We start from the raw sequence: 23,169 nt of genomic DNA on the forward strand, positions 1-23,169 counted from the left end.
TCAGTATGAGTCAGCTATTTTCCCTGGCGGGCAAGCGTGTGCTGCTCACCGGTTCGGCGCGCGGCATCGGTTTTCTGCTGGCGCGCGGTCTGGCGGAGGCGGGCGCGGAAGTGATCATCAACGCCACCACCGAGGGCGGCGCAGAGCAGGGCGCGGCGAAACTGCGCGAGCTGGGATATCAAGCGCGGGCGAAGGCTTTTGACGTCACGCAGTCGGCGCAGGTTCAGCAGGCGGTGGAGGAGATTGAAAGTCAGTGGGGCGCGATTGATATCCTGGTGAACAATGCCGGCATTCAGCGCCGCCGACCGTTTCTCGAGTTTCCCGAGCAGGACTGGAACGACGTGATTGCCGTCAACCAGACAGCGGTGTTTCTGGTGTCACAAACCGTGGCGAAAAGAATGGTGCAGCGTCAGCGCGGAAAAATCATCAATATCGGCTCGATGCAAAGCGAACTGGGCCGCGACACCATCACGCCGTATGCCGCCTCCAAAGGCGCGGTCACCATGCTGACGCGCGGCATGTGCGTGGAGCTGGCGCGCCACAATATTCAGGTTAACGCCATTGCGCCGGGCTATTTCGTCACCGAGATGACCCAGACGCTGGCTGACGATCCGGCCTTCACCGGCTGGCTGACCAAACGTACACCGGCCGCACGCTGGGGCAAGCCGGAAGAGCTGATTGGCGCGGCGGTGTTCCTGGCGTCGGGCGCATCTGATTTCGTCAATGGCCATCTGCTGTTTGTTGATGGCGGTATGCGCGTCGCCGTGTAATGCCGTGGCGCGGCTGGCGTAATTGCCGGCGCGCGCCTAAACCTTAAACACCCCTCTGTCTTCCTAAGGATAATAAAAAATGCCAATAACCATAATTGTGCTGGGTGTGATACTGCTGCTGGTTCTGATGATTGTCTTCAAGGTCAACGGCTTCATTGCGTTGGTGTTTGTCTCGGCGGTGGTAGGTATCGCCGAAGGCATGACGCCGCTCAATGTGATGGCCTCGATTCAGAAAGGTATTGGTTCCACGCTTGGCGGTCTGGCGATGATCCTCGGCTTTGGTGCCATGCTTGGGCGGCTGGTGTCCGATACCGGCGCTGCCCAGCGGGTGGCCACCACGCTGATTGCCGCGTTCGGTAAACAGCGGCTGCAGTGGGCGCTGGTGGTCACCGGACTGATTGTCGGTCTGGCGATGTTCTATGAAGTCGGTTTTGTGCTATTGCTGCCGCTGGTGTTCACCATCGTTGCGGCAGCCGGACTGCCGCTGCTGTACGTCGGCGTGCCGATGGTGGCAGCGCTGTCGGTGACGCACTGCTTCCTGCCACCGCATCCCGGTCCAACCGCCATTGCCACCATCTTTGGTGCCAATCTCGGCACCACGCTGCTGTACGGCTTAATCATTACCATCCCGACGGTGATCATTGCCGGCCCGATCTTCTCAAAATTCCTCAAAAGCTTCGAAAAGTCGCCGCCGGAAGGGCTGTATAACCCTAAAATTTTCACTGAAGAGGAGATGCCGGGCTTCTTTATCAGCATCTTTGCCGCGGTGATTCCGGTGGTACTGATGGCGATTGCGGCAGTCTGCGAACTGACGATGCCGAAAGAGAATGCGCTGCGCCAGTTCTTTGAATTTATCGGCAACCCGGCGGTGGCGCTGTTTATCGCCGTGGTAATTGCGGTGTTTACCCTCGGTCTGCGCAACGGGCGCAAAATGGAGCAGGTGATGGATATGTGTGGCGATTCGATTGCCGCCATCGCCATGATCGTCTTTATCATTGCCGGCGGCGGCGCCTTTAAGCAGGTGCTGGTGGATAGCGGTGTCGGTAATTACATCGCCGATCTGATGAAAGGATCGTCGCTGTCACCGCTGCTGATGTGCTGGACGGTGGCGGCAATGCTGCGCATCGCGCTGGGATCGGCCACCGTCGCGGCGATCACCACCGCCGGCATCGTGACGCCGATCATTGCCGCTACCCATACCGATCCGGCGCTGATGGTGCTGGCGGTCGGTTCAGGCAGCGTGATCGCCTCGCACGTGAACGATCCGGGTTTCTGGCTGTTCAAAGGCTATTTCAACCTGAGCGTGGTGGAAACCCTGAAAACCTGGACGGTAATGGAAACGCTGATCTCCATCCTCGGCCTCGCCGGTGTACTGGCGCTCAACGCCATCATTCACTAAGGCCCGCGCTTCACAGGGAGGTGAAGCGTGCTTACGCGCGGCGGCGAATCCACGAGAAACGTGACTGATAGCCGCTGTCAAAATGGGTGTTATAGCGATAGCTCGAACCCGCCTCTGCCATGCAATAAGTACACACCGCCACGCGATCAATCTGCGCCGCCGGGATGCCGCGCTGTAACAGCAGGTCCTGCGCCAGCTGAGGCAAATCAAACCATACTCCCTGATGATGCGCCTGTGCCTGAGGTCGGATTGCCTGCGGATTATGCGGCTGTTGCTGTGACCAGCTTAGCGCTGGCAGGTCCGGGCGCTGCTGCATCTGTGCGATGCGATCAACGCCCAGCTCATAGCAGCACGGGCCGATCGCCGGACCGATCGCCACCAGCAGGGATGCCGGCGTCGCGCCACCCGCCAGCAGTTGATCGAGGGCACTGCTCAGCACGCCGCCGAGCGTACCCTGCAAGCCAGCATGCACCGCCGCCACCTGATGCGTTTTCACATCGGCAAACAGCACCGGCAGACAGTCAGCGGTGTAAACCGCAACCGGCTGATGATCGTCACTGATTACCCCATCGGATTCACAACTTTTCGGCGGCCGGTTTTGCCCGGCCAGCACCACTTTTGCGCTGTGCCGCTGCTGTCCGTAGGCCGCAGCGGCCGGTGCCGGCTGACCGGCAGGCTGAAAGGCATACTCCAGCCAGCGTTGACTCTCCAGCAGCGCTGAGCGCGGCCCGCGATTATCCATAAGTGTCTCCTGTGACCTGACCCCGGTTTTCCTCTGCCCACAGCTTACGTTAACTGCTACATTTTTAAAGCTTTACAAAAAATGACCATAATCACTTAAGGACGACATGATGAAAAACACCACCTGGCTGGCCGCGGCGGGCCTGATTGCCCTGACGCTCACCGGCTGTGCCCAACCGCAAAAACAGCAGGCTCAGCAGCAACTCGGTCAGCAGTCGGTGCTGGCAGTCAACTGGTTCCAGCAGTCTGGCGAGTATCAGGCGCTGAGCTGGCAGGCGTTCAACACGGCACGCATGGCGTTTGATAACGCTCCTTCGCTTACCGGCAAACCCAAAGCGGTGATTGTTGATCTGGATGAAACCATGATCGATAACAGCGCCTACAGCGCGTGGCAGGCAAAAAATGGCCAGCCGTTCTCCGGTAAAACCTGGTCAGCGTGGACGCAGGCGCGTCAGGCGACCGCGGTGCCCGGTGCCGTCGAATTTGCCAACTACGTGAATAGCCACGGCGGCACCATGTTCTACGTCTCGAACCGCGATCAGAAAGACTACGCGGCCACGGTCGATAACCTCAACAAGCTGGGCTTCAGCGGTGTAAGCGACAAAACCGTGCGTCTCAGCACCGGTAACTCCAATAAACAGGCGCGTTTCGACGCGATTAAAAATGCCGGCTACAACGTGGTGCTGTATATCGGCGATAACCTGAATGACTTCGGCGGTGCCACCTGGCATCAGGGCAACGCGCAGCGCCAGCAGTTTGTCACGCTCAACCATCAGCGTTTTGGCACCCAGTTCATTGTGCTGCCAAATCCACTGTACGGCGACTGGGAGAGCGGCATGGCTGAAAACTACAATAAGTTAACCCCGGAACAGCAGTTGCAGGTGCGTGAATCCCGCATGAAAGCCTGGAACGGTAAATAATTCGTCAAGCGAAATAGCGCCTGCCCTGGCGGGCGCTTATCGCATGCGGTCAGCGCCAGTGATATTTACGTTTCTTTGTAATTATTATTCTGCTTATCATTTTCCCGATCTCTTACTTAATCCTTCCGCCGCCTTCAGTGAAATATCATCGCAAATAACGTTAAAACCAGCTGATAACACTATTCATAAATTTAGTAATTAGGATTTTTCTCAGCGAGCAAAGCGTAATCCACCATACCAGCATAAAGGCGCAAAAGTTTTACGTGTATATATTTGTCAGTGCATCCGAAATGCGTTTTAAAAATTAATTTTAATAATCTGATTGTATTGACTTTTAATGGAGTGCTCCATGATTGCGTCACTTGCATTAACTTACTTTGCCATGACATTTGCTGACACTTATTTTACATAAGGTCGCTTCTTCTGCCGGGCTGAAATATTCCTGGTGCAAATCAATTCATAAGCGTCTATAACCAATTTCTGTGAGAAAGCGCCGTATTCACCTGCCACAGAACGCTAAAACCGTGCTGCGCCATGCATTTATTTGCCCGGAAGCGCTATTTGCGGATACAGAGAGAAGATAATTGTGACGACCCTTAAACCCTTGTTAGCGAAAAATCGCAGTTGGGCACTCCAGCGCCGCGAGCGTAATCCAGATTACTTTGAACAATATCTGCATCAGCAGAAACCCCACTCCCTGTGGATTGGCTGTTCCGACAGTCGCGTACCGGCAGAAGTGCTGACCGGCTCGCATCCGGGCGAGCTATTTGTGCACCGCAATATCGCCAATATGGTACTACCCGATGATGACAACTTTCTCAGCGTGCTGCAGTACGCGATTTTTTATCTCGGCGTCGAGCGCATTGTGCTGTGCGGTCACTACGGCTGCGGCGGCGTGCAGGCGGCGCTGGGTCTGCCTGCCAGCCCGTTAGCGCAGGAGGATTCGGCGCTTGCCAGGCGCATTGCCGCGCTGCGCCGCGCGTTGCAGCACGGGCTGGTGGCCTATCACGCCAGTTCCGCGCAGGAAGAGGAGAGCAGCAAGCTTAACCGGCTGGTTGAAGCCAATGTCATCGCCCAGTTTAGCCAGCTGGTGCGCTGCGAGCCGGTGCAACAGGCCTGGCAGGCCGGACAGCAACTGGATGTATTTGGCTGCGTGTATGACCTGCAGTCCGGCCATCTGAAAGAGTTAATCCAGCAATCGTCAGAGGAACCCTCATCATGAATCTGCAAACGCTTCGTCAGGATATTCCTGCTGGTCTGGTGGTGTTTCTGGTGGCGCTGCCACTGTGTCTGGGCATCGCGCAGGCCAGCGGTCTGCCGCCCTTTGCCGGTCTGCTCACCGGGGTGATCGGCGGTCTGCTGGTTACCGCGCTCAGTCCCTCGCGCTTTGCCGTGAGCGGCCCGGCGGCGGGGCTGGTGACTATTGTTGTGGCGTCAATCCAGACGCTCGGCAGCTTTTCCGCGTTTCTCACCGCGCTGATTCTGGCTGGCGTGCTGCAGTGCATGCTCGGCCTGCTGCGCGCCGGTCGTTTTATCTCACTGGTGCCAGGTAGCGTTATCAAAGGGATGCTGGCGGCCATTGGCCTGCTGTTGATTATGCAGCAGATTCCGGTGGCGCTGGGCGCAGCGAGCGATGCCGGCCTGCTGTCGCTGGTCAGCGGGGAGTTTTCGTTTTCGCTCAGCGCGATGCTGGTGGCCGTTAGCGGGCTGCTGATTCTGTGGCTGTGGACCACGCCCGCGATCAAAGCGGTTAAAGCGCTGAGCTGGATGCCCGGCCCGCTGGTGGCGGTGCTGTTTGGCTGCCTCGCCACGGTGTTGGGCGATCGCCTGTTTCCCAGCGTCGGCGAAGGCCTGCCGCGTATCGTACTGCCGGCGTTCGACAGTATGTCGGCGCTGGTGGCGGAGCTGGAAACCCCTGACTGGCTGGCGTGGCAGAATCCGTCGGTGTGGGTGGTAGCGATTACGCTGGCGCTGGTGGCCAGCCTTGAAACGCTGCTCAGCCAGGAGGCGCTGAAAAAACTGCGTCCGCAGCATCCGGCGCCGTCACCGAATAAAGAGATGTTCGCGCAGGGCATCGGTAACCTGACCGCTGGCTTGCTCGGCGCGATGCCAATTACTGCGGTGATTGTGCGCAGTTCGGTCAACGTCAGCGTGGGTGCCCAAACCAAACTGTCGATTCTGCTGCACGGCGTGCTGCTGCTGATTTGTGGCTTGTGGTTCAGCGCTCTGCTTAACGCGATTCCGCTCGCCAGCCTGGCGGCGGTGCTGCTGTATACCGGCTATAAGCTGGCAACGCCGCGCCTGTTCGTCGAACAGATTCGCATGGGCGCGCAGCAGTACGTGCCGTTTCTCGCCACCATCGGCGGTATCATTGTGTTTGGCATGCTGGCCGGGATTGGCATCGGTATCGCGACGCAGATTCTGTGCAGCATCTACCAAAGCCACCGCAACGCGCTGCAGCTTACCCGCTATGACGACCATTACGTGCTGCGCTTTCAGCAAAACCTGACCTTTATGCACAACCCGAAATTGCAGGGGCTGCTGGCGGAGATTCCGGAAAATAGCGTGGTGATTGTCGATCACGATAACGCCGAGTATATGGATCCGGACGTGAAAGCGGTGCTGCAGGATTTCGGGGATAGCGCCGGTGAGCGCGGCATCCGGCTGAGCCAGTGGCCGGTGGCGGTGAAATAACGTTTCCGCGCACAATCATGCAGTTTTTTTCGCCAGAATCGGATATCCCGGATATCCGATTTTTTTATTTATACGGCATAATTGCCGCTCACAGCGCCTGCCTGTTTCACTCCCTTTTAGCGGGGCCGGTAGCTCGTCTCTGGCTTTCATGGCAGAGTGAGCGCCGCTCAGTCGCAGAGCAGGGCGACGAATACCGGGTTAATTAGCGAATTATCGCACGGATTTTTCAGGTTAAATGATTGCTGATGCCAGCGACGGATGGCAGCGATTTCAGGTTACAGGGTTCAGACGTATGCGCGTTAAGCTGTTTGAAGAGAATAATGTTAAAAAGAATGCTCTTTCGCTGTGTCTTATTACGCTGTTCTTCTGCTTTGTTGGCAGCCACCTGCGTATTCCCGAAGAGTTTTCCCTGTTCTGGCCGGTGAATGCCCTCATCGCCGGGTTGATGGTGCGCAACCCGTTTTTGCACACCACCTCCAGTTATCTGGTGTGTTTTGCCGCCATGATTTTCAACGATACGGTTTTTTCCGGCTGGGCACTGCCAGCGGTGACGATTAATTTTGCCAATATCCTGTTTATTCTGGTGTCAGTCAGCATGCTGATTAAGCATCTGCAATCGCCAACCGCAAACAGCCAGGTGTTCAACGCCATGCGCATTTTTCCGGCGTGCCTGCTCGGCGCGGCAGCGTGTGCCACCTGGGGTGCGTGGGCGCAGGATATCGACTTCAACGCGCGCTTTGTGGTGGCGTGGGCCGACTGGTTCAGCGAGCAGTTCTCCACCTCGCTGATGCTGCTGCCGGTGATGCTGACGCGTCCGCTGCGCAGCGTGCCGCTGCGGACGCTGATTCATCCGGCCAGGCTGCTGCCGCTGCTCGCCGTGGCGCTGTCGCTCACGGTGGGGGCGCTGATTGGTGGCGCGGGCAGTCTGACCTTCCCGGTACCGGCGCTGATCTGGTGTGCCATTGTGCTGCCGATTCCGATCACCAGCCTGGTGATTCTGTTCACCGGCATCACCGAGATCGTGCTGGTCTCGCACGGCGTGATGAATATTCAGGGCGATGATTCGCTGCTGCCCATCAGCCATCTCACTTCCGCACGGCTCGGCGTGGCCACCGTAGCGCTCAGCCCGCTGCTGGTGGCGGTGAGCATGGACGCCATTCGCCAGCTTAACCATCGCCTGGCATTGCGCGCCAATCACGATTTCCTCACCCAGCTACTGTCGCGCTCCGGCCTGTATGAAAACCTGCGCCAGCAGCCGTTTTCCCTGCAGCGTGAAGCCGGCGTGATTATGCTGGATGTCGACTACTTCAAAGCCATTAATGATAATTTCGGCCATGATGCCGGCGATGGCGTGCTGGAGGAAATTGCGCGCCGTATTCAGCACGTGGTTGGCAGTCGCGGTCTGGTGTGCCGCTTTGGCGGCGAAGAGTTCGTGGTGGTGGTGTTTGATTACACCCACAGCCAGCTGTTTCAGCTGGCCGAAGTGATTCGTCAGGCAATGGTGAAAGAGAAGTTCTGGATTCAGGGCAACACCGTGACCGTGACGGTCAGCCTCGGCCTGGCGCGCGGCGGTGCGGTTAACGAACGTGAATGGCCGGGGGTAATCAACCGGCTGGTGTCGGCGGCCGATAAACACCTTTACGTTGCCAAGCGCAACGGCCGCAATCAGACCTCACCGGCAATCGCGCCGCGCAGCATGGCGCATGACGTGGCCTGAGCCACGCCATCGCAGGTTACACGCTGCTTTTCAGCTGGCTGGATTGCTGATGCCGCTGCTGCGCCAGCTCAATCAGGCGGGTAATCAGTTCGCTGTAGCTCAGGCCGGCCGCCTGCCACAGTTTGGGATACATGCTGATGTTGGTGAAGCCGGGTAAAGTATTCACTTCGTTGACAATAATGTCGCCGGTTTCGGTGAGGAACACATCGACGCGCGCCATGCCAAAGCACTCCAGCGCCTGGAACGCGGTAATCGCTACTGCCCGAATGGCCTCGCTGGCTTCCGCACTGATGTCAGCCGGTACCACCACCTGCGCGCCACTCTCGCTGATATATTTGGTGTCATATGAGTAGAAGGCGTCGTGCACCACAATTTCACCGCACGGGCTGGCTTCTGGCGCCTCGTTACCCAGCACCGCGCATTCAATTTCACGGCCGCTGATGCCCTGTTCAATCAGCACTTTGCGGTCAAAGCGGAACGCCAGATCCAGCGCCGCGTCGAATTCGTCCGGCTGCGTCACTTTGCTCACCCCAACGGATGAACCCTGATTGGCTGGCTTGATAAACAGCGGCAGGCCAAAGCGTGCGATCACCGCCTGCACATCCAGCGCTGCGCGCTGTGCCTGGGTGACGCTCAGCCACGGTGCCACTTTCAGGCCGGCATCGCGCAGCAGGCGTTTAGTGAAATCTTTGTCCATGCTGACCGCGGAACCCAGCACATCCGACCCGACAAACGGCAGATTGGCCATGCGCAGCAGCCCCTGCAGCGAGCCATCTTCGCCCAGCGTGCCGTGCACAATCGGGAAGATGACATCCAGCTGCGACAGCGGCTGCGCCTGCTGCCGCGTAATCAGCTGTTCCGCGCGGCTGCCGGGCACCAGCGCCACGTTTTCACCGGAGCGGTTCAGGGCAATCAGCGCCGGATTGTCGGCGTTGAGCAGAAAGCCTGAAGCGTCATTGAGATGCCACTCGCCCTGTTTGTCGATCCCCAGCAGCACCACGTCGTATTTGTTTTTATCGATCGCCTCAAGAATATTTTTGGCCGACTGTAACGACACTTCATGTTCGGCCGACTTGCCGCCAAATACGATACCTACCCGCTGTTTTGCCATTGCTCTTTGTCCGGTTGCAGTAAAGCGAGCAGCTAAGATAACACGCCCAGGACAGCGCTCAACAGCGCCGCGATTATTCTGCAATCGATCGGTCGCCAGACCGCATTCAATCGGGCTTTCTCCGCTTTATTCATAAATATTCTCCACCGTTTGAGACAAGTCTTGGACGGCCTGAAAGCTGCCTTCTGTCAGAATTTTCCCAATTCAAAGAAAAGTCTGCGGTGGACGATGCGTCCACCGTTTTTTGTCAGGTTTACAGGAGTCGGGAAATGATGGACCAGAAGCAGAATGCCGTGGAGCAGGATGCGCGTTCTGTTGCTCGTATCGAAACCACCGTGGATGACACGCTGTTAAAAAGCGTGGCGTGGATTTGCAAACACTACAAACGCGAGAAGAGTGAAGAGGCGCTGGTCGCCGGCCTGCCAAAAGCGACGCTGCTGTCGCCGTCGCAGGCCATGACCGCTCTGGAGAACGCTGGTATTACCGGCGGCATGGTTGAACGCCGCCTGCAGGATCTGCCGGAGCAGCTGATGCCGATGATTCTGCTGCGGCAGAACGGCGGCGGCTGCATTGTGCTGTCGCGGCGCATTCACACCAATGAGGAGAATCAGCGCGAGCTGCGCTTCCAGCTGATCATGCCGGAGGTGAGTGATAAAGCGGTGGAGATGAGCCTGGCGGAGCTCAACGAGATTTACGCCGGCTTTGCGGTGATGGCGAAACCGGCGGCGGTACTGGATGAGCGCGCCAGCGAAATGCTGCCGGAGGTCAAAGGTCACTGGCTATTCAGCACCCTGTGGCGCTACCGCCGTTACTACCGCAGCGCCGCCATTGCCGCCGTGCTGATCAACGTGCTGGCACTCTCCAGCATCTTCTTCACCATGAACGTCTACGATCGCGTGGTGCCGAACCAGGCGTTTGTTACGCTGTGGTCGCTGGCGATTGGCGTCACCATCGCCATGATCTTTGAAGCCATTACCCGCTTTGTGCGGGCACATCTGCTGGACATGGCGGGCAAAAAGGCCGACCTGGTGCTGGGCAGCATGCTGTTCCGTCAGGCGCTGTCGATCCAGATGGAGCACAAACCGGCCTCATCAGGCACTTTCGCCAACCAGATCCGTGAATACGAATCGGTGCGCGATTTTGTTGCTTCGGCGACGCTGGCGGCGATTTCGGATCTGCCGTTTATCCTGATGTTCGTCGGCGTGATCTTCTTTATCAGCGGTCCGCTGGCGATTATTCCGTTGATGATGATCCCGCTGATCATCATCGTCAGCGCCGCGATCCAGTGGCCGCTGGCGCGCATCATGAAAGAGAACCTGCGCGATGCGTCGCTGAAACAGGGCGTGCTGATCGAGTCGGTTGAAGGCATGGAAACGCTGAAAGCTGTGGGCGGTGAAGCGCATATGCAGCGCCGCTGGGAGAACTTCAGCGCGCTGCAGTCGGCTAACTCAATGAAGTCAAAACGCTATTCGACGCTGGCAACCGGCGTGGTGACCTTTCTGCAGCAGTTTCAGACCGTGATGCTGGTGGTGGCCGGGGTTTATCTGATCAACGCCGGCACTTTCACCATGGGTGCGATGATCGCCACCGTGATGCTGGCCAGCCGCGCCACCGGCCCGCTGGGTCAGGTGATTGGTCTGGCGGTGCGTTATCAGCAGGCCAAAGCGGCGCTGACCTCGCTGAATAAGCTGATGGAGATGCCGGTCGATCGCGACAGCAGCAAAACCGACCTGACCGATCCGCCGCTGACCGGCGAGATCTCGCTGAGCAATGTCAGCTTCTCCTATCCGGCACCGCCGATGAAGCCCAATCCGGAAATCCTCAAAGACATCTCGCTGACCATCAAGGCCGGTGAGCGCGTGGCGATTCTTGGCCGCATCGGTAGCGGTAAATCGACGCTGTTACGCGTGATGGCGCGTCTGTATCAGCCGGTGAAAGGGCAGATTTCCGCTGACGGACTCGATGTTAACCAGATCGATCCGGCCGACTGGCGCAAAGCAGTGGGCTTCGTCAGCCAGGATGCGCGCCTGTTCTATGGCACGCTGCGCGAGAACGTGATGATTGGCCGGCCGGATGCCACCGCGAATGAACTGCTGCGTGTGCTGAATTTGACCGGTCTTGATCACGTGGCGGCGCGCCATCCGAGCGGCATCAACCTGTCGGTCGGCGAGGGCGGTGAAGGGCTGTCGGGCGGTCAGCGTCAGTTAGTGTCGCTGGCGCGAACCCTGCTGACGCGGCCCAAAGTGCTGCTGATGGATGAACCAACCAGCGCCATGGACAGCATGACCGAAAGCCAGTTCCTCGCGCATCTGCGTCGCGCCAGCGAAGGCCACACGCTGATCGTCGTGACGCATCGTCCGTCAATTCTGGCGCTGGTCGACCGCATCATCGTGGTTGAGGAAGGAAAAATTGTTGCGGATGGCCCGAAAGAGCAGGTGCTGGCCGCGCTGGAAGGTAAAGGTAAAACCCGCCAGCCGCCGCGTCAGGCGGTAGAGCAGGCGGCGCGCGCACCCGCGCCGGCTAACGATGCTTCGGCAACGTCAGAGCCCGTCGTCGCCGCGGCAGAGGAGGCCGCAGTATGATCAAGTTAATGCCATGGCGCAGCCGCAGCAAAAATCTCTCCGCTGCGGATGCCGAATTCATGAATGACGTGCAGGCGTCCCTGCTGTCGCAAACCACGCCGGGATCGAAACTGGTGATGTGGATCATCATCGCGGTGATTGGCATCGGTCTCACCTGGGCAAACTATGCGCGGGTGGAGGAGATCACCAAAGGCGACGGAAAAGTGATTTCCCGCAGCCGCGAGCAGGTGATTCAGAGTCTGGAAGGCGGCATTCTCGCCGAAATGAATGTGCGTGAAGGCACGGTGGTCAACCGGGGCGACGTCCTGCTGAAAATCGATCCGACGCGTGCGCAATCAAGCTATCGTGAGGCGCTGAGCAAGGTGATTGGCCTGAAGGGCAGCATTGCGCGTCTGCGTGCCGAAGCCTACGCACAGCCGCTGACGTTTGACGAGCAGGTGAAGAGCGATCCTGCCGTGGTGGCGCAGGAGACCAAAGCCTATGAATCACGCAAGCGCGCGCTGAACGACAGTATTAACTCACTGCAGCGCAGCTATGCCCTGTCGATGCGTGAAATTCGTCTGGCGGAGCCGCTGGCGGCGAAAGGATTGCTGTCTGAGGTCGAGTTGCTGCGCATGCAGCGCCAGGCGAACGACATCCAGGCGCAGATTGTCGAGCGGCGTAACCGTTACCAGTCTGATGCCAACACCGAACTGGCACGACTGGAGCTGGAACTCAGCCAGGTAAGCGAAAACCTGATTGGCCGCGCGGACGTGGTCGAGCGCACCACCATTACCGCACCGGTACGCGGCACGGTGAAAAACGTGCGCGTTAACACCATCGGCGGCGTCATTCAGCCCGGTGAGCACATCCTGGAAATCGTGCCGCTGGAAGAGCAACTGCTGGTGGAGGGAAAAATCCGTCCTTCTGATGTCGCCTTCCTGCGTCCGGGGCTGCCGGCCAAAGTGAAAATCACCGCCTACGACTTCGCCATCTACGGTGGACTGGATGGCCATGTGGAATACATCAGTCCGGATACGCTGAAAGACGATCAGAAAGCCGCTTCCGGCCGACCGGATGACACCTATTACCGCGTGTTGATCCTCACCGATAAAAGCACGCTGCACGCAGGCAATAAAGATCTGCCGATCATTCCCGGCATGGTGGCCACGGTGGAAATCCGCACCGGCGAGAAAACCATCCTTGATTACCTGCTGAAGCCGGTACTTAAGGCGAAAGAAGCCTTCCGCGAGCGTTAATAACCATGAAAAATAATAATATGCACCGTCGCGCAGCGGCGCGGCGCCTCTCTTTGCTTGCCGGTTGCATTACGGTCATGATGGCTCCGGCCATCAGCGTAATGGCCGATTCGACCAGTGAACTGATGATGTTTGCCGAGATGAGCGGACATCGCCCGGCCGCCCCCGTCGCGGCACCGGTACGCAGCGCGCCGGTACAGCGCGTGCCCGTTGCGCCAGCCCAGCGCTTTGCAACCGCGCCGGCACCGCAAGCGATGTTTACGCAACCTCAGGTCGCGCCGGTTGCGCCACCGGTCGCCGCGCCACGCGCTCAGCCGGTACCAGCACCAGCATCTTCACCGGCACCAGCTCCAGCAGCGCCGATTGCCCCACCGCCGGTGCAGCCGGTACAGGGCGGCGGTTTTCTGACGGAGGAGCAGCGCCAGCCGGAACCCAGGCAGACGAATCCGCTGCTGAAATCGGTACGCACTTTCAACCCACAGCAGCCTGCGCCGGTGCCGGTGAATGAAGCAGAAGTAAAAGCACAGAGCGAGTTCAGCTATGTCAGTCCGCCGGTAGCGGAAACCCGAACCACCGCCGCCGATGCCGCCGTGGCGCGTTCCCCGGTCAGCCTGAGCGGCGCGGTGGATGAAACCGTGGCTGAATCCGAGCTGCGGCAGAAATTCCTCTCGGCCGCACGTATCACCTGGCGCATCAGCCCGGCGCTGAAATCGTCCGTGGCACAGACCGATGCCGCCGCAGCCAGCGTGGATGAGGCGAAAGGGCAACGCTGGCCGCAGCTGGATGTCAGCGCCAGTTCGGCGACCAAAGAGTTTGGTGGCGGGGTAAAAAGCTATGATGGTCAGAGCAACGTGCCGGCGCTCGGCGTATCGATGGCGACCAACCTGATTGATTTCGGTCAGACCAGTCGCACTATCGAGAGCCGCGAAGAGCGCGTGACCTCGGCGCAGCAGGCGTCGCAGGCGCAGCGAGAAGAGCTGGCGATGCAGGTCAGCAACGCGCTGATTGAGTGGAACAAGCAGCAGCGGGTCATTGCCATCAGCCAGCAGTACGTGGCGCGCATGACCGAACTGACCACCATGCTGAGCGGCATTGTGCAGTCGGATACTGGCCGTCGCAGCGAACTGACGCAGGCCAAAGGCCGGCTGCTGCAGGCGCAGAGCTATCTGGAGAATGCTGAGTCGCGCGCACGCGATGTCGAAATCACGCTGAACCGCCTGATGGGCAACAGCCGCGTGACGCTGCCAGCCAGCGATCGCTGGGCGATGAATTTTGGCGATCTCAACCGCCAGCTGGCCAGCCTGGATTATCATCCGCTGATCCAGCGCGCCAGCGCAGAAACGCGAGCGGCGTTTAAAGAAGCGGAAGCGATCAAAGCTTCTGGCCTGCCAAAACTCAACTGGACGGTAAGCAAAAGCACGCGTGAGGATCAGCTCGGTCGTCAGCAGGCGTGGCAAACCGGCATCAACGTTAGCTGGGGCCTGTTCCGCGGCGGTTCAACCAACGCGCAGGAGATTGCGGCGATTAAACGCGCCGAAGCCAGTCGTCAGCAGGTGCAGGAGCAGCGGCGCGATCTGGAGAATCGCGTGCGCGCCGCCAGCCAGGATGCGCACTCCATGGCCGATCGCGCCGCGCTGTACAAGAGTCTGATTGTCGAGTCTGACCGCATCCGCAAAGACTTTTTCGATCAGTGGTATCACCTCGGACGCCGCTCGCTGCTCGATGTCCTGAGCGCCGAAAGCGATCTGTATAACAACCAGGTAAGCGAAGTGAGCAATCGCTTTGACAGCTACGCGGCGATCATTCGCGGCTACTCCAGTGCCGGCATCCTCAGCCGCTGGCTTACCACCGGACGTTAAGCGTCAGCGCGCTGCGGCGGGTTAGCCGGTACCAGAAATAGCAGCGCAACCGGGATGGCAGCGAACAGCAGCAGTGCCGCAGCGGCGCTGCTGTTGTAGAGCTGCGCAAAGAGTATCGCCCCGCCAATTTGCCCAATCGCCAGCGTCAGAAACGCCGCCGCCACGCCAGAGGCCGCATTCTGTGGCGTGGCGGCGGCACCCGCAACCAGCAGAATACCCGACAGCGTGACGTATCCCGCGCCGCACAGCGCCGCCGCCGGTACCAGCCAGTAGATAAAGTGGGTGAGCGCCGCCAGCAACAGCAGTGGTGCGGCCATCGCCAGCTGCGCCAGCCAGTACACCTGACGCATACCGATGCAGCGTGCCAGCGGGCCGGTCAGCGCGCCGAGAATGCCGGCCGCGCCGCTAACCAGCCACAGCATACTGGCCTGGCGTTCGTTCAGGTGGCTGTGCTGGCGTAACACATCCGGTCCAAAACACCACCACGCCGCGCTGGCGACACCGCTAAGAAAAGCGATGATGATTACCCGCTGTAGCGCACGATTGTGCAGCCGATCGCGCCAGCCAACCGGCGATCTCTGTGGATCGGCACGCCCGGCGGGCAGGCAATAGCGTGCCAGCAGCAGGCTGATTAACGCCAGCACGGCAAAACAGCAGCAGGCTGCGCGCCAGCCGCCGGGCACCAGCATGAAAATGGGCACTGACACAATGATGCCCGCGCCGGTGCCGGCGTTGATGAGCGTGTTAGCGGCGGTTTGCCGCGACGCGTCAATTTGCCGGCTCACGGCACTGGCGAGCGCCGGGGAAGTCAGTCCGGCACCGAGACCGGCGATAAACAGCCCACCGGCAATCAGCCATGTGCTGCTGGCAGCGGCCAGCAGCAGTAAGCCGAGCATGGCCGTCAGCGCTGCCAGCATGGCGGTGCTGCGCACGCCCCAGCGCGCCAGCAGCAGCGTGGCGCCGGGCGTGGCCAGGCAGTAAGCCAGATAGCTGCAGGCGGCCAGCATGCCCGATGCGCGCGGGCTGAAGCTGATCTGTTGCGCCACCTGCGGCATCATCATTCCCCACGCAAAACGCGCCAGTCCGTAGGTCACGGCAATCAGCACAAAGCCGCTCAGCGTCAGGCGGAGTGAGGCTTTCATGGCGCATTTGCCATCAGTTGCTCAGCCGCCAGACGTGCAGTGACCGCGGCCTGCGGGCCGTCAATCAACCCGGCCATAATCGCCCCTTCAAACAATATCCAGATGGCATCGGCCAGCGCTGACGGCGAATTCCTGTGCGAGTGCGCCAGGCAGGCACGGATGTAGCCGCGCTGCCAGTAGCGATAATCCAGCGCCTGCGCCGCCAGCTCAGCATCCTGTTCCGCATACTCGCCGTACGCTTTGGCAAAAAAGCAACCCAGCGTTCCTTCCGCCCGCATCCACTGTTCCAGCACCGAAAACAGCTGGCTGATGGCCGCCGGATCGTCTGGCTGTGACAATAAATCGGCAAAGCGCTGCCGGCGCGCGGTCATCACCGCGGCAGTTAACCGCTCGCGCGACGGAAAGTGCTGATAGAGCGTACGCGTGGAGACCTTCGCCTCACGGCAAATGTAATCGGTGCTGGTGGCATGAAAACCGTTGCTGTAGAACAGCCGCTCGGCAGCGTTCAGGATGTGTTGTTTTTTACGCATACCTTAAAAAGTAAACCGATCGTTTTACTTTTGCAAAGTTGCGGGGGCAAAAATCGGGTGCGAGGCGGTTAATCACCGCCTGTTTCGAGGATGCAGCTTTGAAGGAATTATCAATCAGGAAACGCGCTTAGCCGAGTCGGGCGATGCGCGCTCGGGCCTCATCCAGATGCTGTTGTAACGCGGCGAGGCACGGCGCAAAACGCGCTGAGAAGCCATCGCAACTGTTCGTCAGCGACAGAAATTCCTCCGCCAAAGCCAGTGCTTCTCTCCATATATCGCTGCTGACCACTTCCGGCAGTGACGCAGGCCGCAGCTTATTCACGATGGCGCCGCCCGCTCTGGGCGCAAAGCCCATCGGCAGAATGTCGTAAGCCGGCGCGAGGTGATAAGGACGGCCATGGCGACTGATGAATGACAGGTTACCGGCGTGCATGTCGGTATTGCCGATCAGCATGCCGAATGCCCAAAGCCGGGCCGTGCTATTAGCGGCCTCAGAATGGACACACTTTTCCGCTACAAGCTGCTTGACGAGGACCGGCCAGCTTGCGCTGGCATTGCCGACAAACTCCGCATCAAGCGCCCGCAGCGAAAACACGCCGATACGGCCCATTTTGCCCACCCGATCAAAGCGGGGGATTTCGAGGAAGCGCTGCCCTGCAATATCAAACACGTCGGTTTCAACACCCAGTACTTTCAGGGCCAGATGCTCAGCCATCAGCAGATCGCGCCAGCGTTCGCTGACTGGGTTGTCATCTGCTGCGGTGAATTTCACCAGCAAATGACCGCGTTCGGTATAGGCGCAGAATTTGGGCTGCTTACCACCCGCTGATGAGCCCGGCACCTCACCAGCGCCCGCAGCCCGTGCCAGTTCGGGATACGCCGTCGCGCGCTCCACGGGAGTCGGTTCGGGCATTTCCAGGAAACGGCTGCGCGCCTGCTCGCCGATCAGCAGGTTGCCGATCGCATCATGACCTTGCGCCAGCAGCGCTCTGACCACATCTGCGTCCGCCCATTGTTCGGGATTCGCCGGCAGACCGAGCCCGCTGGCATAAGTCGAGGCATACGCTCTGCCGAGATAGCCCTGCGGTCGCATGTCAAACAGCCACCACGGCAGCCCGTCACTGTGAAAGCTTTTGTGGTCAGCCTGCACCATCACAAACCCCTCAGGACGAACCGGAATCAGCTCGCCGAGAGGTTTGATTTGCCCTTCATCGGTAACACGGTAAATCGGGGCCGAGCGGAATCCGCGAAACGTATCCCGCAGGGCATATTGAATAGATGGACCCGCCCCGATTTTGACGATGTCATCACCCAGTTCTCTAATCGCACGGGAAAGCGTAGGCTGGCTTATACCCATTTTTTCAGTGAGTTGCCTTCCTGCCATCGGCCCGCTATAGAGAAGCTGACGTACGGTTTCAGCATGCGTGGACATAGTGTTGAATCACTTTATGAATAGATAGGTGAATAGCTTTTTGAATGGGTATTTTAGCAGGCAAGCAGTTGGTAGTTACTGGGAGGTGTTGTGCCTGGTGCGCAATATGTGTGGTTCTGAGTTGAGGCTGCATGAAAGTTTAGCGAGGTAGATTCTGGCGTCGTTGTCTGTAATAGACTGTTGTTAACACAATAACAGGATTGGAAAGCATGAGTCTTGCAGGCTTGTAGTTTTAGGTTTAAGCGAGCAGGAGGACAGTGAAGTTTTAATAGTAACGGGAAAATGCGCTGCCTCTTCATCGCTATTGTTGAAAATTAAATAAATATTAACTGTCTAAAGTGTGGCTTAAGTCAATGATGTGATTGAGTAATTTTGCGGCCTTCGCTAATTTTTTTAACCACCGAACAGGTGGTTATGAGTTCCATTTTGAAGCGTGTTAAATCAGTAACTTACTTATTTTTATCTTTTCTTTAGGCCGAACAGCGATAGGAAGCATTGAATAGCGTTACGCTCTTCTGCCATTTTTCTCCCATTTGTAGTATCAACTGAAGTCGTGACTACACAGCTTTTTGGATTGTATTGCCAGGCGTCTGAAGTTTCATATATCGTGCCATCGTCGTCCATTACTTTCGCGTTTAGCTTTTGAGATATTAGGAGCATTTTTCGGTAGAGGGGAGTTGGTGGCCATTTAGTATAAATATTACCTCCAGACCAATCAAGCCAGTCTTCTCCATCCGATCCATCCCCATTCCATATGGCGTGAAACTCTCCGCTTCTTGGATTAAGGCTAAGTTCGGGATCGCTGCTTATTATTTTTAGCCATTCTTCAGAACTGATTTGGTCATCATCGTTTTCAGCCCAGTACTCTGCTCTTGTTATATGAAATTCAACGCCCATCAATATTATTTCCTGTTTCTGTATTTTTAAAGGAATTGCGATACTTGCCAGATAAAAAGTCGACCCAATCCTGATTGGTAAGGATTCGATAAAACGGTTTTAATCTGTCTCTGACATAGTTAAGTATTTCTAACTCACTCATTTTAGATGCTTTAGAGGGATGGTCTGGTCCCCAATCTTCAAATAATTCTTCGTGTAAATGGTAGTATCGCCAAGTGATTTTGCTAGATAAAAGAGAATCTGGGCCCAGCGGGTACGCAGGGATTTGGTGCAATCTGAGTTCGATTTCTTCGGGAGATTCTATATGTAATAAAAACCAAGTTTTAATTCTTAACCACACAACAGAACTTTCACTAAGATTGGGCATGAAAATGCCCTCTTGGCGCATGTAATTTGAAAGGTAATGTTTTACCTCATAAGGGTCAGGTTTTTTGTCTAAATTAAGAGAGGCGAGAATCAACATGGTTTGTGATGTGTTCCCCTCTATTATTTCTCTCTCAGCCCATTCTGTAATCTCTTTGTCATAGTCATCAACTCGGTAAGCTTCGAATGCTTCGGCATAAGTCCTTAGACAAAGAATTTCATGCAAACTGTATTTGTACTTTATGTTTTCCATTAACATCTTCTTTAGTCCATTATACTTAGTGGATTAAGTCTCAAAGCCTCAGACAAGAGATCCGGTACAAAGTGTGCCTACCTCATTGTTACCTTGATATCTGTATGCCCTAATATCCGCTGAAGCACAAGAATGTTGCCACAGTTCATCATGAAATGAGACGCGAAGGTGTGGCGCAAAACATGCGTAAGCTGTCCAGCAGGTGTCTCGATACCGGCGCGTTGCATGGCCTTTCTGAAGGCTGAATAGCACGGTTTAAAGAGCACCTGCGCTTTCCTGCTTGATGGCAGTTCAGCCTGTAATTTTTTAGTTATCGGCACCGCGCGGCTTTTCTTGCCTTTAGTTTTCACATATATGATCTGACCAGCGCGGATTTGGTTTCCCTTCAAGCCTTCGGCCTCACTCCATTGTGCGCCAGTTACCGGGCAGATTTTCACAATGGTCGTCAGATCTTTGACCGGCTGTTCTCACATTAGGCTAGAAGGCTTCTGATTTCCTCAATGGTGAGATACGCCATCTCCGATTCACTGATTTTAAACGCTCTCACGTTCTCTAACAGGTTTGATGAGGGTCACTCAATTAATCCGCGTAGCTCATTAAATTCGGGTGCGAGTGGGTTTCCCTTCACCTTGCATATGGTTAGATGTTTCTCATCATTAACTGGCACGAAGTCGGCAGGAGTCTGCTGCACCGCGGGTGTGGCTTGGGTACGCACACATTAACGTAGCCCAGCTGATGCTCGATACTGTGGCGCTTGTTGAGCAGCTTGCTAATTAGCTGGCAAGCCATACGCACTGCCATACCGCAAAGAGATCGTAAGCACAGCGTGGCGCTGGCTGCGCCACAGCCCCGGCTAAATAAATGCTTCGCAGACTAAATCGGCGCCACACCGCACCCGCCTGCGGGTTTTGCATCAGGAAAACTTTTCAGTTTTATTTTTCTACAAACCGCCACGCCGGGCTACGCTGCTGCTGGCTTTGTGCCGGAGTTCGCCAACCGAAATCAGTGAAAAGAATTTCAGATTTTTTCAGTTTTGAGGATCTAAAAAGGATGCAAGAAAAATTCAATTCCCTGAAATATAATGGAAAACTGGATTTTACGTGAGGGCAGAGGATCGCGCGCTGTGCGTTCGGGGATTTGCCATAAGCGCAGCCAGGCCAGTACTGGCAAGGCTTAACGAGCGCAGGGAGATTACGAAACTGAAAATAATACAACCGGTCGGGTCTACTGGTCTGGTCGTTCTGGCAGCATTTTCCCTATGAAATAGACAACCGCAATGGTCAGGCCGATTGCGATCAGCCGCTCATGCCATGTGTCATAATGGAAAAACCAGTAACTGCAAAGCAGGACTAAGAAGCCCCCTATAACAGCACCAGATGCTTCGATGAGGGTAAACAGAATCCGCTTACCGATACTTAATTTGTGAGGTTTATCATTTCGCATTGATTTCATTCTCAACCATGGAAAGAAGTCTTTCAAAGGCTACCTGCCCTTGCGTGTTCCTTATCTTCAAAGCATCAACGAATGGATTTAAAGCAGGCTCAACAAGAAAGTAAAGCAAATCTAAATCCCGGGTACGCAGGCGATTATAAATCTCGGGATTATATTGCTGAAGGCGTTCTGAAGTATAAATACATCTCTCAACCATGCCACCAATCAATAGTGTGTTACCAATAAGGCCGCCGCGTAAGGTTATGAGGAATGAGCTTCGTTGTGCAATGATTGTCGCAAGCTTACCTGCTATCAGGGAATTAGTGATTGTGCGGCCAGCTACCGACGCCATTGTTTTACCGTAAATGGCATTCTGCTTATCTTCAGGAACAGTTTTGTTAAAGATGTCCAGAACCGTCTCTATCGTCTTGATGAAATTATGATTCTCAAGAAGGCCATACTTAATGGCTGTCAGCATCCTGATTTTTTCGGACTCACGCTGATAACGGTTATCGGTATCAATAAACCCAAATGCCAGGTAACCAATATCTTTAGGAACAGATAGCACGCCATCAATGAAGCCTAAAGCCGACTCGGGGGATAGAATAATTTTGGCTATACGCCTTGCAATTTCCTGATAGCTACGCAATTAAAAATCCTTTTATAATTGATGGAAATTTTGCAGTTAATTCGATGGAAGATACTAAATCAATGTTTAGTAACCCAGACAGATGTTATCAATCCAGATAGCCCACCACAATGCTGCAGCACACAGCGCGGTAGCTTAGCAAGACGCTGGCTTTGTACGTGGTAAAAAATGCACCGCCACTTTACCGCCACTCAAAAAACCAGATACAAAAAAACCGCTTCGATGAGCGGCTTAACTATATGTTTTTTATGACTAAATTTGGTGGCCCCTGCTGGGTTTGAACCAGCGACCAAGCGATTATGAGTCCGAAAGTGATTCCATTAAAATCAGTAACTTGCTGTTTTTAAAGAAATAAATATGGCATATACTGCCACATATTAGCAAGTAATGACACCCTCTGCTGCCATTTTGCTGCCAAAAATCTAGATTACAACCTCTCCAGCGGGTTAAGGTTGATCGCCTCAAAAAGGTGATCAGGAGCAAAGTGAGCATACCGCATGGTGACTTTGATATCTGTGTGCCCTAGGATGCGCTGCAGCACCAAAATGTTGCCACCATTCATCATAAAGTGAGATGCAAAGGTGTGGCGCAAAACATGGGTAAGTTGACCTGGTGGCGTTTCAATTTCTGCCCTTTTGAGAGCGGAGCGGAAGGCCGCATAGCATGACTCAAAAAGCGGCTTAGCCTTTCTACTATTTGGTAATTCAGCTAGCAAAGAATCACTGAGAGGTATGGCTCGATTCTTTTTGCCTTTGGTTTTGGTGAATATGACCTTTCCCCCCCTAATCTGATTACCTTTTAGAGATTCAGCCTCCCCCCAGCGCGCTCCTGTCGCAAGGCATATTTTAACAACAGACAATAAGTCCTTAGAGCTACTGGCCCTGCATTCCTGCAATAAAGCTCTGATCTCATCATTTGTTAGGTAGGCCATTTCAGATTCAGCGATCTTATATTCCCTGACATTATCAAGCGGGTTTGGTGCCTGCCACTCATCAAGTCGCCGAAGTTCATTAAAAACAGCACGAAAATATGCGAGTTCTAAATTTACAGTTCTTGGTGATACGGTTTTGACACGATTAGACCTCGTGATTTTTCCAGAAAGGCGTTGTTCGCGGTATGAAGAAAAAATACGTGCATTAAATTCCGTGGCGAGTGGATTACCCATAGCTTTGCATGCAAACTCCATTGCATCTTTTCGTTTGACGCCGTCTGATAACGTTATGCCGTGCGCATTGTACCATGTTTTTACAAGGTCAAAAACGGTGCGTTTATCGGTTTTTTCACCCAGCCAGGGCTTTTCTTGAAACTGATCACGGATGTGTTTTTCAAAAGAAAGAGCCTCACCCTTAGTAGCGAATTGTCGACGAATTCTTTTGCCTTCGCGTCCATTAGGGAATAGCTGGGCTTGCCATTTACCATTAGATAGTTTGCTTACGGTCAT

The 23,169-nt window shown here is 55.9% G+C and carries 18 protein-coding genes and 1 pseudogene; 9 read left to right on the forward strand and 10 right to left on the reverse strand.

The features are described from left to right. The first annotated feature begins 5 nt into the window (after positions 1-5). Positions 6-770, forward strand: coding sequence for a gluconate 5-dehydrogenase (idnO, locus tag F3J36_RS17435; RefSeq protein WP_088516131.1), 765 nt, complete (start codon positions 6-8; stop codon positions 768-770). 79 nt (positions 771-849) lie between these two features. Beyond that, a complete protein-coding gene (locus F3J36_RS17440) occupies positions 850-2,169 on the forward strand; it encodes a gluconate:H+ symporter (protein ID WP_058771315.1) in 1,320 nt (439 codons plus the stop codon). A gap of 31 nt (positions 2,170-2,200) precedes the next feature. On the opposite strand, the gene F3J36_RS17445 is transcribed toward F3J36_RS17440, so the two are convergent. Next, positions 2,201-2,911 carry a polyphenol oxidase family protein gene (locus tag F3J36_RS17445; protein WP_166720117.1) on the reverse strand — a complete coding sequence of 237 codons (711 nt, stop codon included), beginning with the start codon at positions 2,909-2,911 and terminating at the stop codon, positions 2,201-2,203. A 109-nt stretch (positions 2,912-3,020) separates the two neighbouring features. On the opposite strand from F3J36_RS17445, the gene F3J36_RS17450 reads away from it, so the two are divergent. From F3J36_RS17450 to F3J36_RS17465, 4 genes are all read left to right on the forward strand, one after another. After that, positions 3,021-3,830 (forward strand): 5'-nucleotidase, lipoprotein e(P4) family, encoded by an 810-nt coding sequence (locus tag F3J36_RS17450; RefSeq protein WP_141497049.1) that lies wholly within the window; start codon positions 3,021-3,023, stop codon positions 3,828-3,830. A gap of 580 nt (positions 3,831-4,410) precedes the next feature. Then, the gene (locus F3J36_RS17455) at positions 4,411-5,052 is read left to right on the forward strand and encodes a carbonic anhydrase (protein WP_166720190.1); all 642 of its coding nucleotides are present in this window, start codon (positions 4,411-4,413) and stop codon (positions 5,050-5,052) included. Continuing rightward, complete coding sequence (locus F3J36_RS17460; RefSeq protein ID WP_166720118.1) at positions 5,049-6,524, forward strand: SulP family inorganic anion transporter; 1,476 nt, start codon at positions 5,049-5,051, stop codon at positions 6,522-6,524. The genes F3J36_RS17455 and F3J36_RS17460 overlap by 4 nt, the downstream gene beginning before the upstream one ends. Before the next feature lie 292 nt (positions 6,525-6,816). Next, entirely contained in the window at positions 6,817-8,241 is a 1,425-nt protein-coding gene (locus F3J36_RS17465) for a GGDEF domain-containing protein (protein WP_166720119.1), read from the forward strand. A 16-nt stretch (positions 8,242-8,257) separates the two neighbouring features. Here F3J36_RS17465 and ddlA read toward each other — a convergent pair whose 3' ends face one another. Then, positions 8,258-9,352, reverse strand: coding sequence for a D-alanine--D-alanine ligase (gene ddlA, locus F3J36_RS17470; protein ID WP_166720120.1), 1,095 nt, complete (start codon positions 9,350-9,352; stop codon positions 8,258-8,260). Between the two features lie 269 nt (positions 9,353-9,621). On the opposite strand from ddlA, the gene F3J36_RS17475 reads away from it, so the two are divergent. The 3 genes from F3J36_RS17475 to F3J36_RS17485 are packed head-to-tail and all read left to right on the forward strand — an operon-like array spanning position 9,622 to position 15,031. Then, complete coding sequence (locus F3J36_RS17475; RefSeq protein ID WP_166720121.1) at positions 9,622-11,934, forward strand: type I secretion system permease/ATPase; 2,313 nt, start codon at positions 9,622-9,624, stop codon at positions 11,932-11,934. Next, entirely contained in the window at positions 11,931-13,172 is a 1,242-nt protein-coding gene (locus F3J36_RS17480; RefSeq protein ID WP_058759830.1) for an HlyD family type I secretion periplasmic adaptor subunit, read from the forward strand. Before F3J36_RS17475 ends, F3J36_RS17480 begins: the two co-directional genes overlap by 4 nt. Before the next feature lie 5 nt (positions 13,173-13,177). Next, entirely contained in the window at positions 13,178-15,031 is a 1,854-nt protein-coding gene (locus tag F3J36_RS17485; protein ID WP_166720122.1) for a TolC family protein, read from the forward strand. On the opposite strand, the gene F3J36_RS17490 is transcribed toward F3J36_RS17485, so the two are convergent. From F3J36_RS17490 to F3J36_RS17525, 8 genes and pseudogenes are all read right to left on the reverse strand, one after another. Continuing rightward, entirely contained in the window at positions 15,028-16,173 is a 1,146-nt protein-coding gene (locus F3J36_RS17490) for an MFS transporter (protein WP_166720123.1), read from the reverse strand. The genes F3J36_RS17485 and F3J36_RS17490 overlap by 4 nt on opposite strands. Beyond that, positions 16,170-16,703: a TetR/AcrR family transcriptional regulator gene (locus tag F3J36_RS17495; RefSeq protein ID WP_166720124.1), complete on the reverse strand. Its 534-nt coding sequence runs from the start codon at positions 16,701-16,703 to the stop codon at positions 16,170-16,172. Before F3J36_RS17495 ends, F3J36_RS17490 begins: the two co-directional genes overlap by 4 nt. Positions 16,704-16,830: 127 nt before the next feature. Continuing rightward, positions 16,831-18,135 carry a type II toxin-antitoxin system HipA family toxin YjjJ gene (gene yjjJ, locus F3J36_RS17500; RefSeq protein WP_166720125.1) on the reverse strand — a complete coding sequence of 435 codons (1,305 nt, stop codon included), beginning with the start codon at positions 18,133-18,135 and terminating at the stop codon, positions 16,831-16,833. A 459-nt stretch (positions 18,136-18,594) separates the two neighbouring features. Beyond that, the gene (locus tag F3J36_RS17505) at positions 18,595-19,035 is read right to left on the reverse strand and encodes a hypothetical protein (RefSeq protein ID WP_315657915.1); all 441 of its coding nucleotides are present in this window, start codon (positions 19,033-19,035) and stop codon (positions 18,595-18,597) included. Continuing rightward, entirely contained in the window at positions 19,022-19,648 is a 627-nt protein-coding gene (locus F3J36_RS17510) for a hypothetical protein (protein WP_247653196.1), read from the reverse strand. The genes F3J36_RS17505 and F3J36_RS17510 overlap by 14 nt, the downstream gene beginning before the upstream one ends. A gap of 11 nt (positions 19,649-19,659) precedes the next feature. Continuing rightward, positions 19,660-20,249: pseudogene (locus F3J36_RS17515) on the reverse strand (tyrosine-type recombinase/integrase); the annotation flags it as partial. Between the two features lie 831 nt (positions 20,250-21,080). After that, on the reverse strand, positions 21,081-21,728 hold the full coding sequence (locus F3J36_RS17520; protein WP_166720127.1) for a hypothetical protein: 648 nt from the start codon (positions 21,726-21,728) through the stop codon (positions 21,081-21,083). 427 nt (positions 21,729-22,155) lie between these two features. Beyond that, positions 22,156-23,169, reverse strand: coding sequence for a tyrosine-type recombinase/integrase (locus F3J36_RS17525; protein ID WP_166720128.1), 1,014 nt, complete (start codon positions 23,167-23,169; stop codon positions 22,156-22,158).

The organism is Pantoea sp. Cy-640 (genome assembly GCF_011752635.1).
GTDB lineage: Bacteria > Pseudomonadota > Gammaproteobacteria > Enterobacterales > Enterobacteriaceae > Pantoea > Pantoea dispersa.

Excerpts from the sequence above, each read along its gene's own strand:
- idnO (WP_088516131.1), top strand. The coding sequence starts at position 6 with ATGAGTCAGCTATTTTCCCTGGCGGGCAAGCGTGTGCTGCTCACCGGT.
- F3J36_RS17440 (WP_058771315.1), top strand. The coding sequence starts at position 850 with ATGCCAATAACCATAATTGTGCTGGGTGTGATACTGCTGCTGGTTCTG.
- F3J36_RS17445 (WP_166720117.1), bottom strand. The coding sequence starts at position 2,911 with ATGGATAATCGCGGGCCGCGCTCAGCGCTGCTGGAGAGTCAACGCTGG.
- F3J36_RS17450 (WP_141497049.1), top strand. The coding sequence starts at position 3,021 with ATGAAAAACACCACCTGGCTGGCCGCGGCGGGCCTGATTGCCCTGACG.
- F3J36_RS17460 (WP_166720118.1), top strand. The coding sequence starts at position 5,049 with ATGAATCTGCAAACGCTTCGTCAGGATATTCCTGCTGGTCTGGTGGTG.
- F3J36_RS17465 (WP_166720119.1), top strand. The coding sequence starts at position 6,817 with ATGCGCGTTAAGCTGTTTGAAGAGAATAATGTTAAAAAGAATGCTCTT.
- ddlA (WP_166720120.1), bottom strand. The coding sequence starts at position 9,352 with ATGGCAAAACAGCGGGTAGGTATCGTATTTGGCGGCAAGTCGGCCGAA.
- F3J36_RS17475 (WP_166720121.1), top strand. The coding sequence starts at position 9,622 with ATGATGGACCAGAAGCAGAATGCCGTGGAGCAGGATGCGCGTTCTGTT.
- F3J36_RS17480 (WP_058759830.1), top strand. The coding sequence starts at position 11,931 with ATGATCAAGTTAATGCCATGGCGCAGCCGCAGCAAAAATCTCTCCGCT.
- F3J36_RS17485 (WP_166720122.1), top strand. The coding sequence starts at position 13,178 with ATGAAAAATAATAATATGCACCGTCGCGCAGCGGCGCGGCGCCTCTCT.
- F3J36_RS17490 (WP_166720123.1), bottom strand. The coding sequence starts at position 16,173 with ATGAAAGCCTCACTCCGCCTGACGCTGAGCGGCTTTGTGCTGATTGCC.
- F3J36_RS17495 (WP_166720124.1), bottom strand. The coding sequence starts at position 16,703 with ATGCGTAAAAAACAACACATCCTGAACGCTGCCGAGCGGCTGTTCTAC.
- yjjJ (WP_166720125.1), bottom strand. The coding sequence starts at position 18,135 with ATGTCCACGCATGCTGAAACCGTACGTCAGCTTCTCTATAGCGGGCCG.
- F3J36_RS17510 (WP_247653196.1), bottom strand. The coding sequence starts at position 19,648 with ATGGAAAACATAAAGTACAAATACAGTTTGCATGAAATTCTTTGTCTA.
- F3J36_RS17525 (WP_166720128.1), bottom strand. The coding sequence starts at position 23,169 with ATGACCGTAAGCAAACTATCTAATGGTAAATGGCAAGCCCAGCTATTC.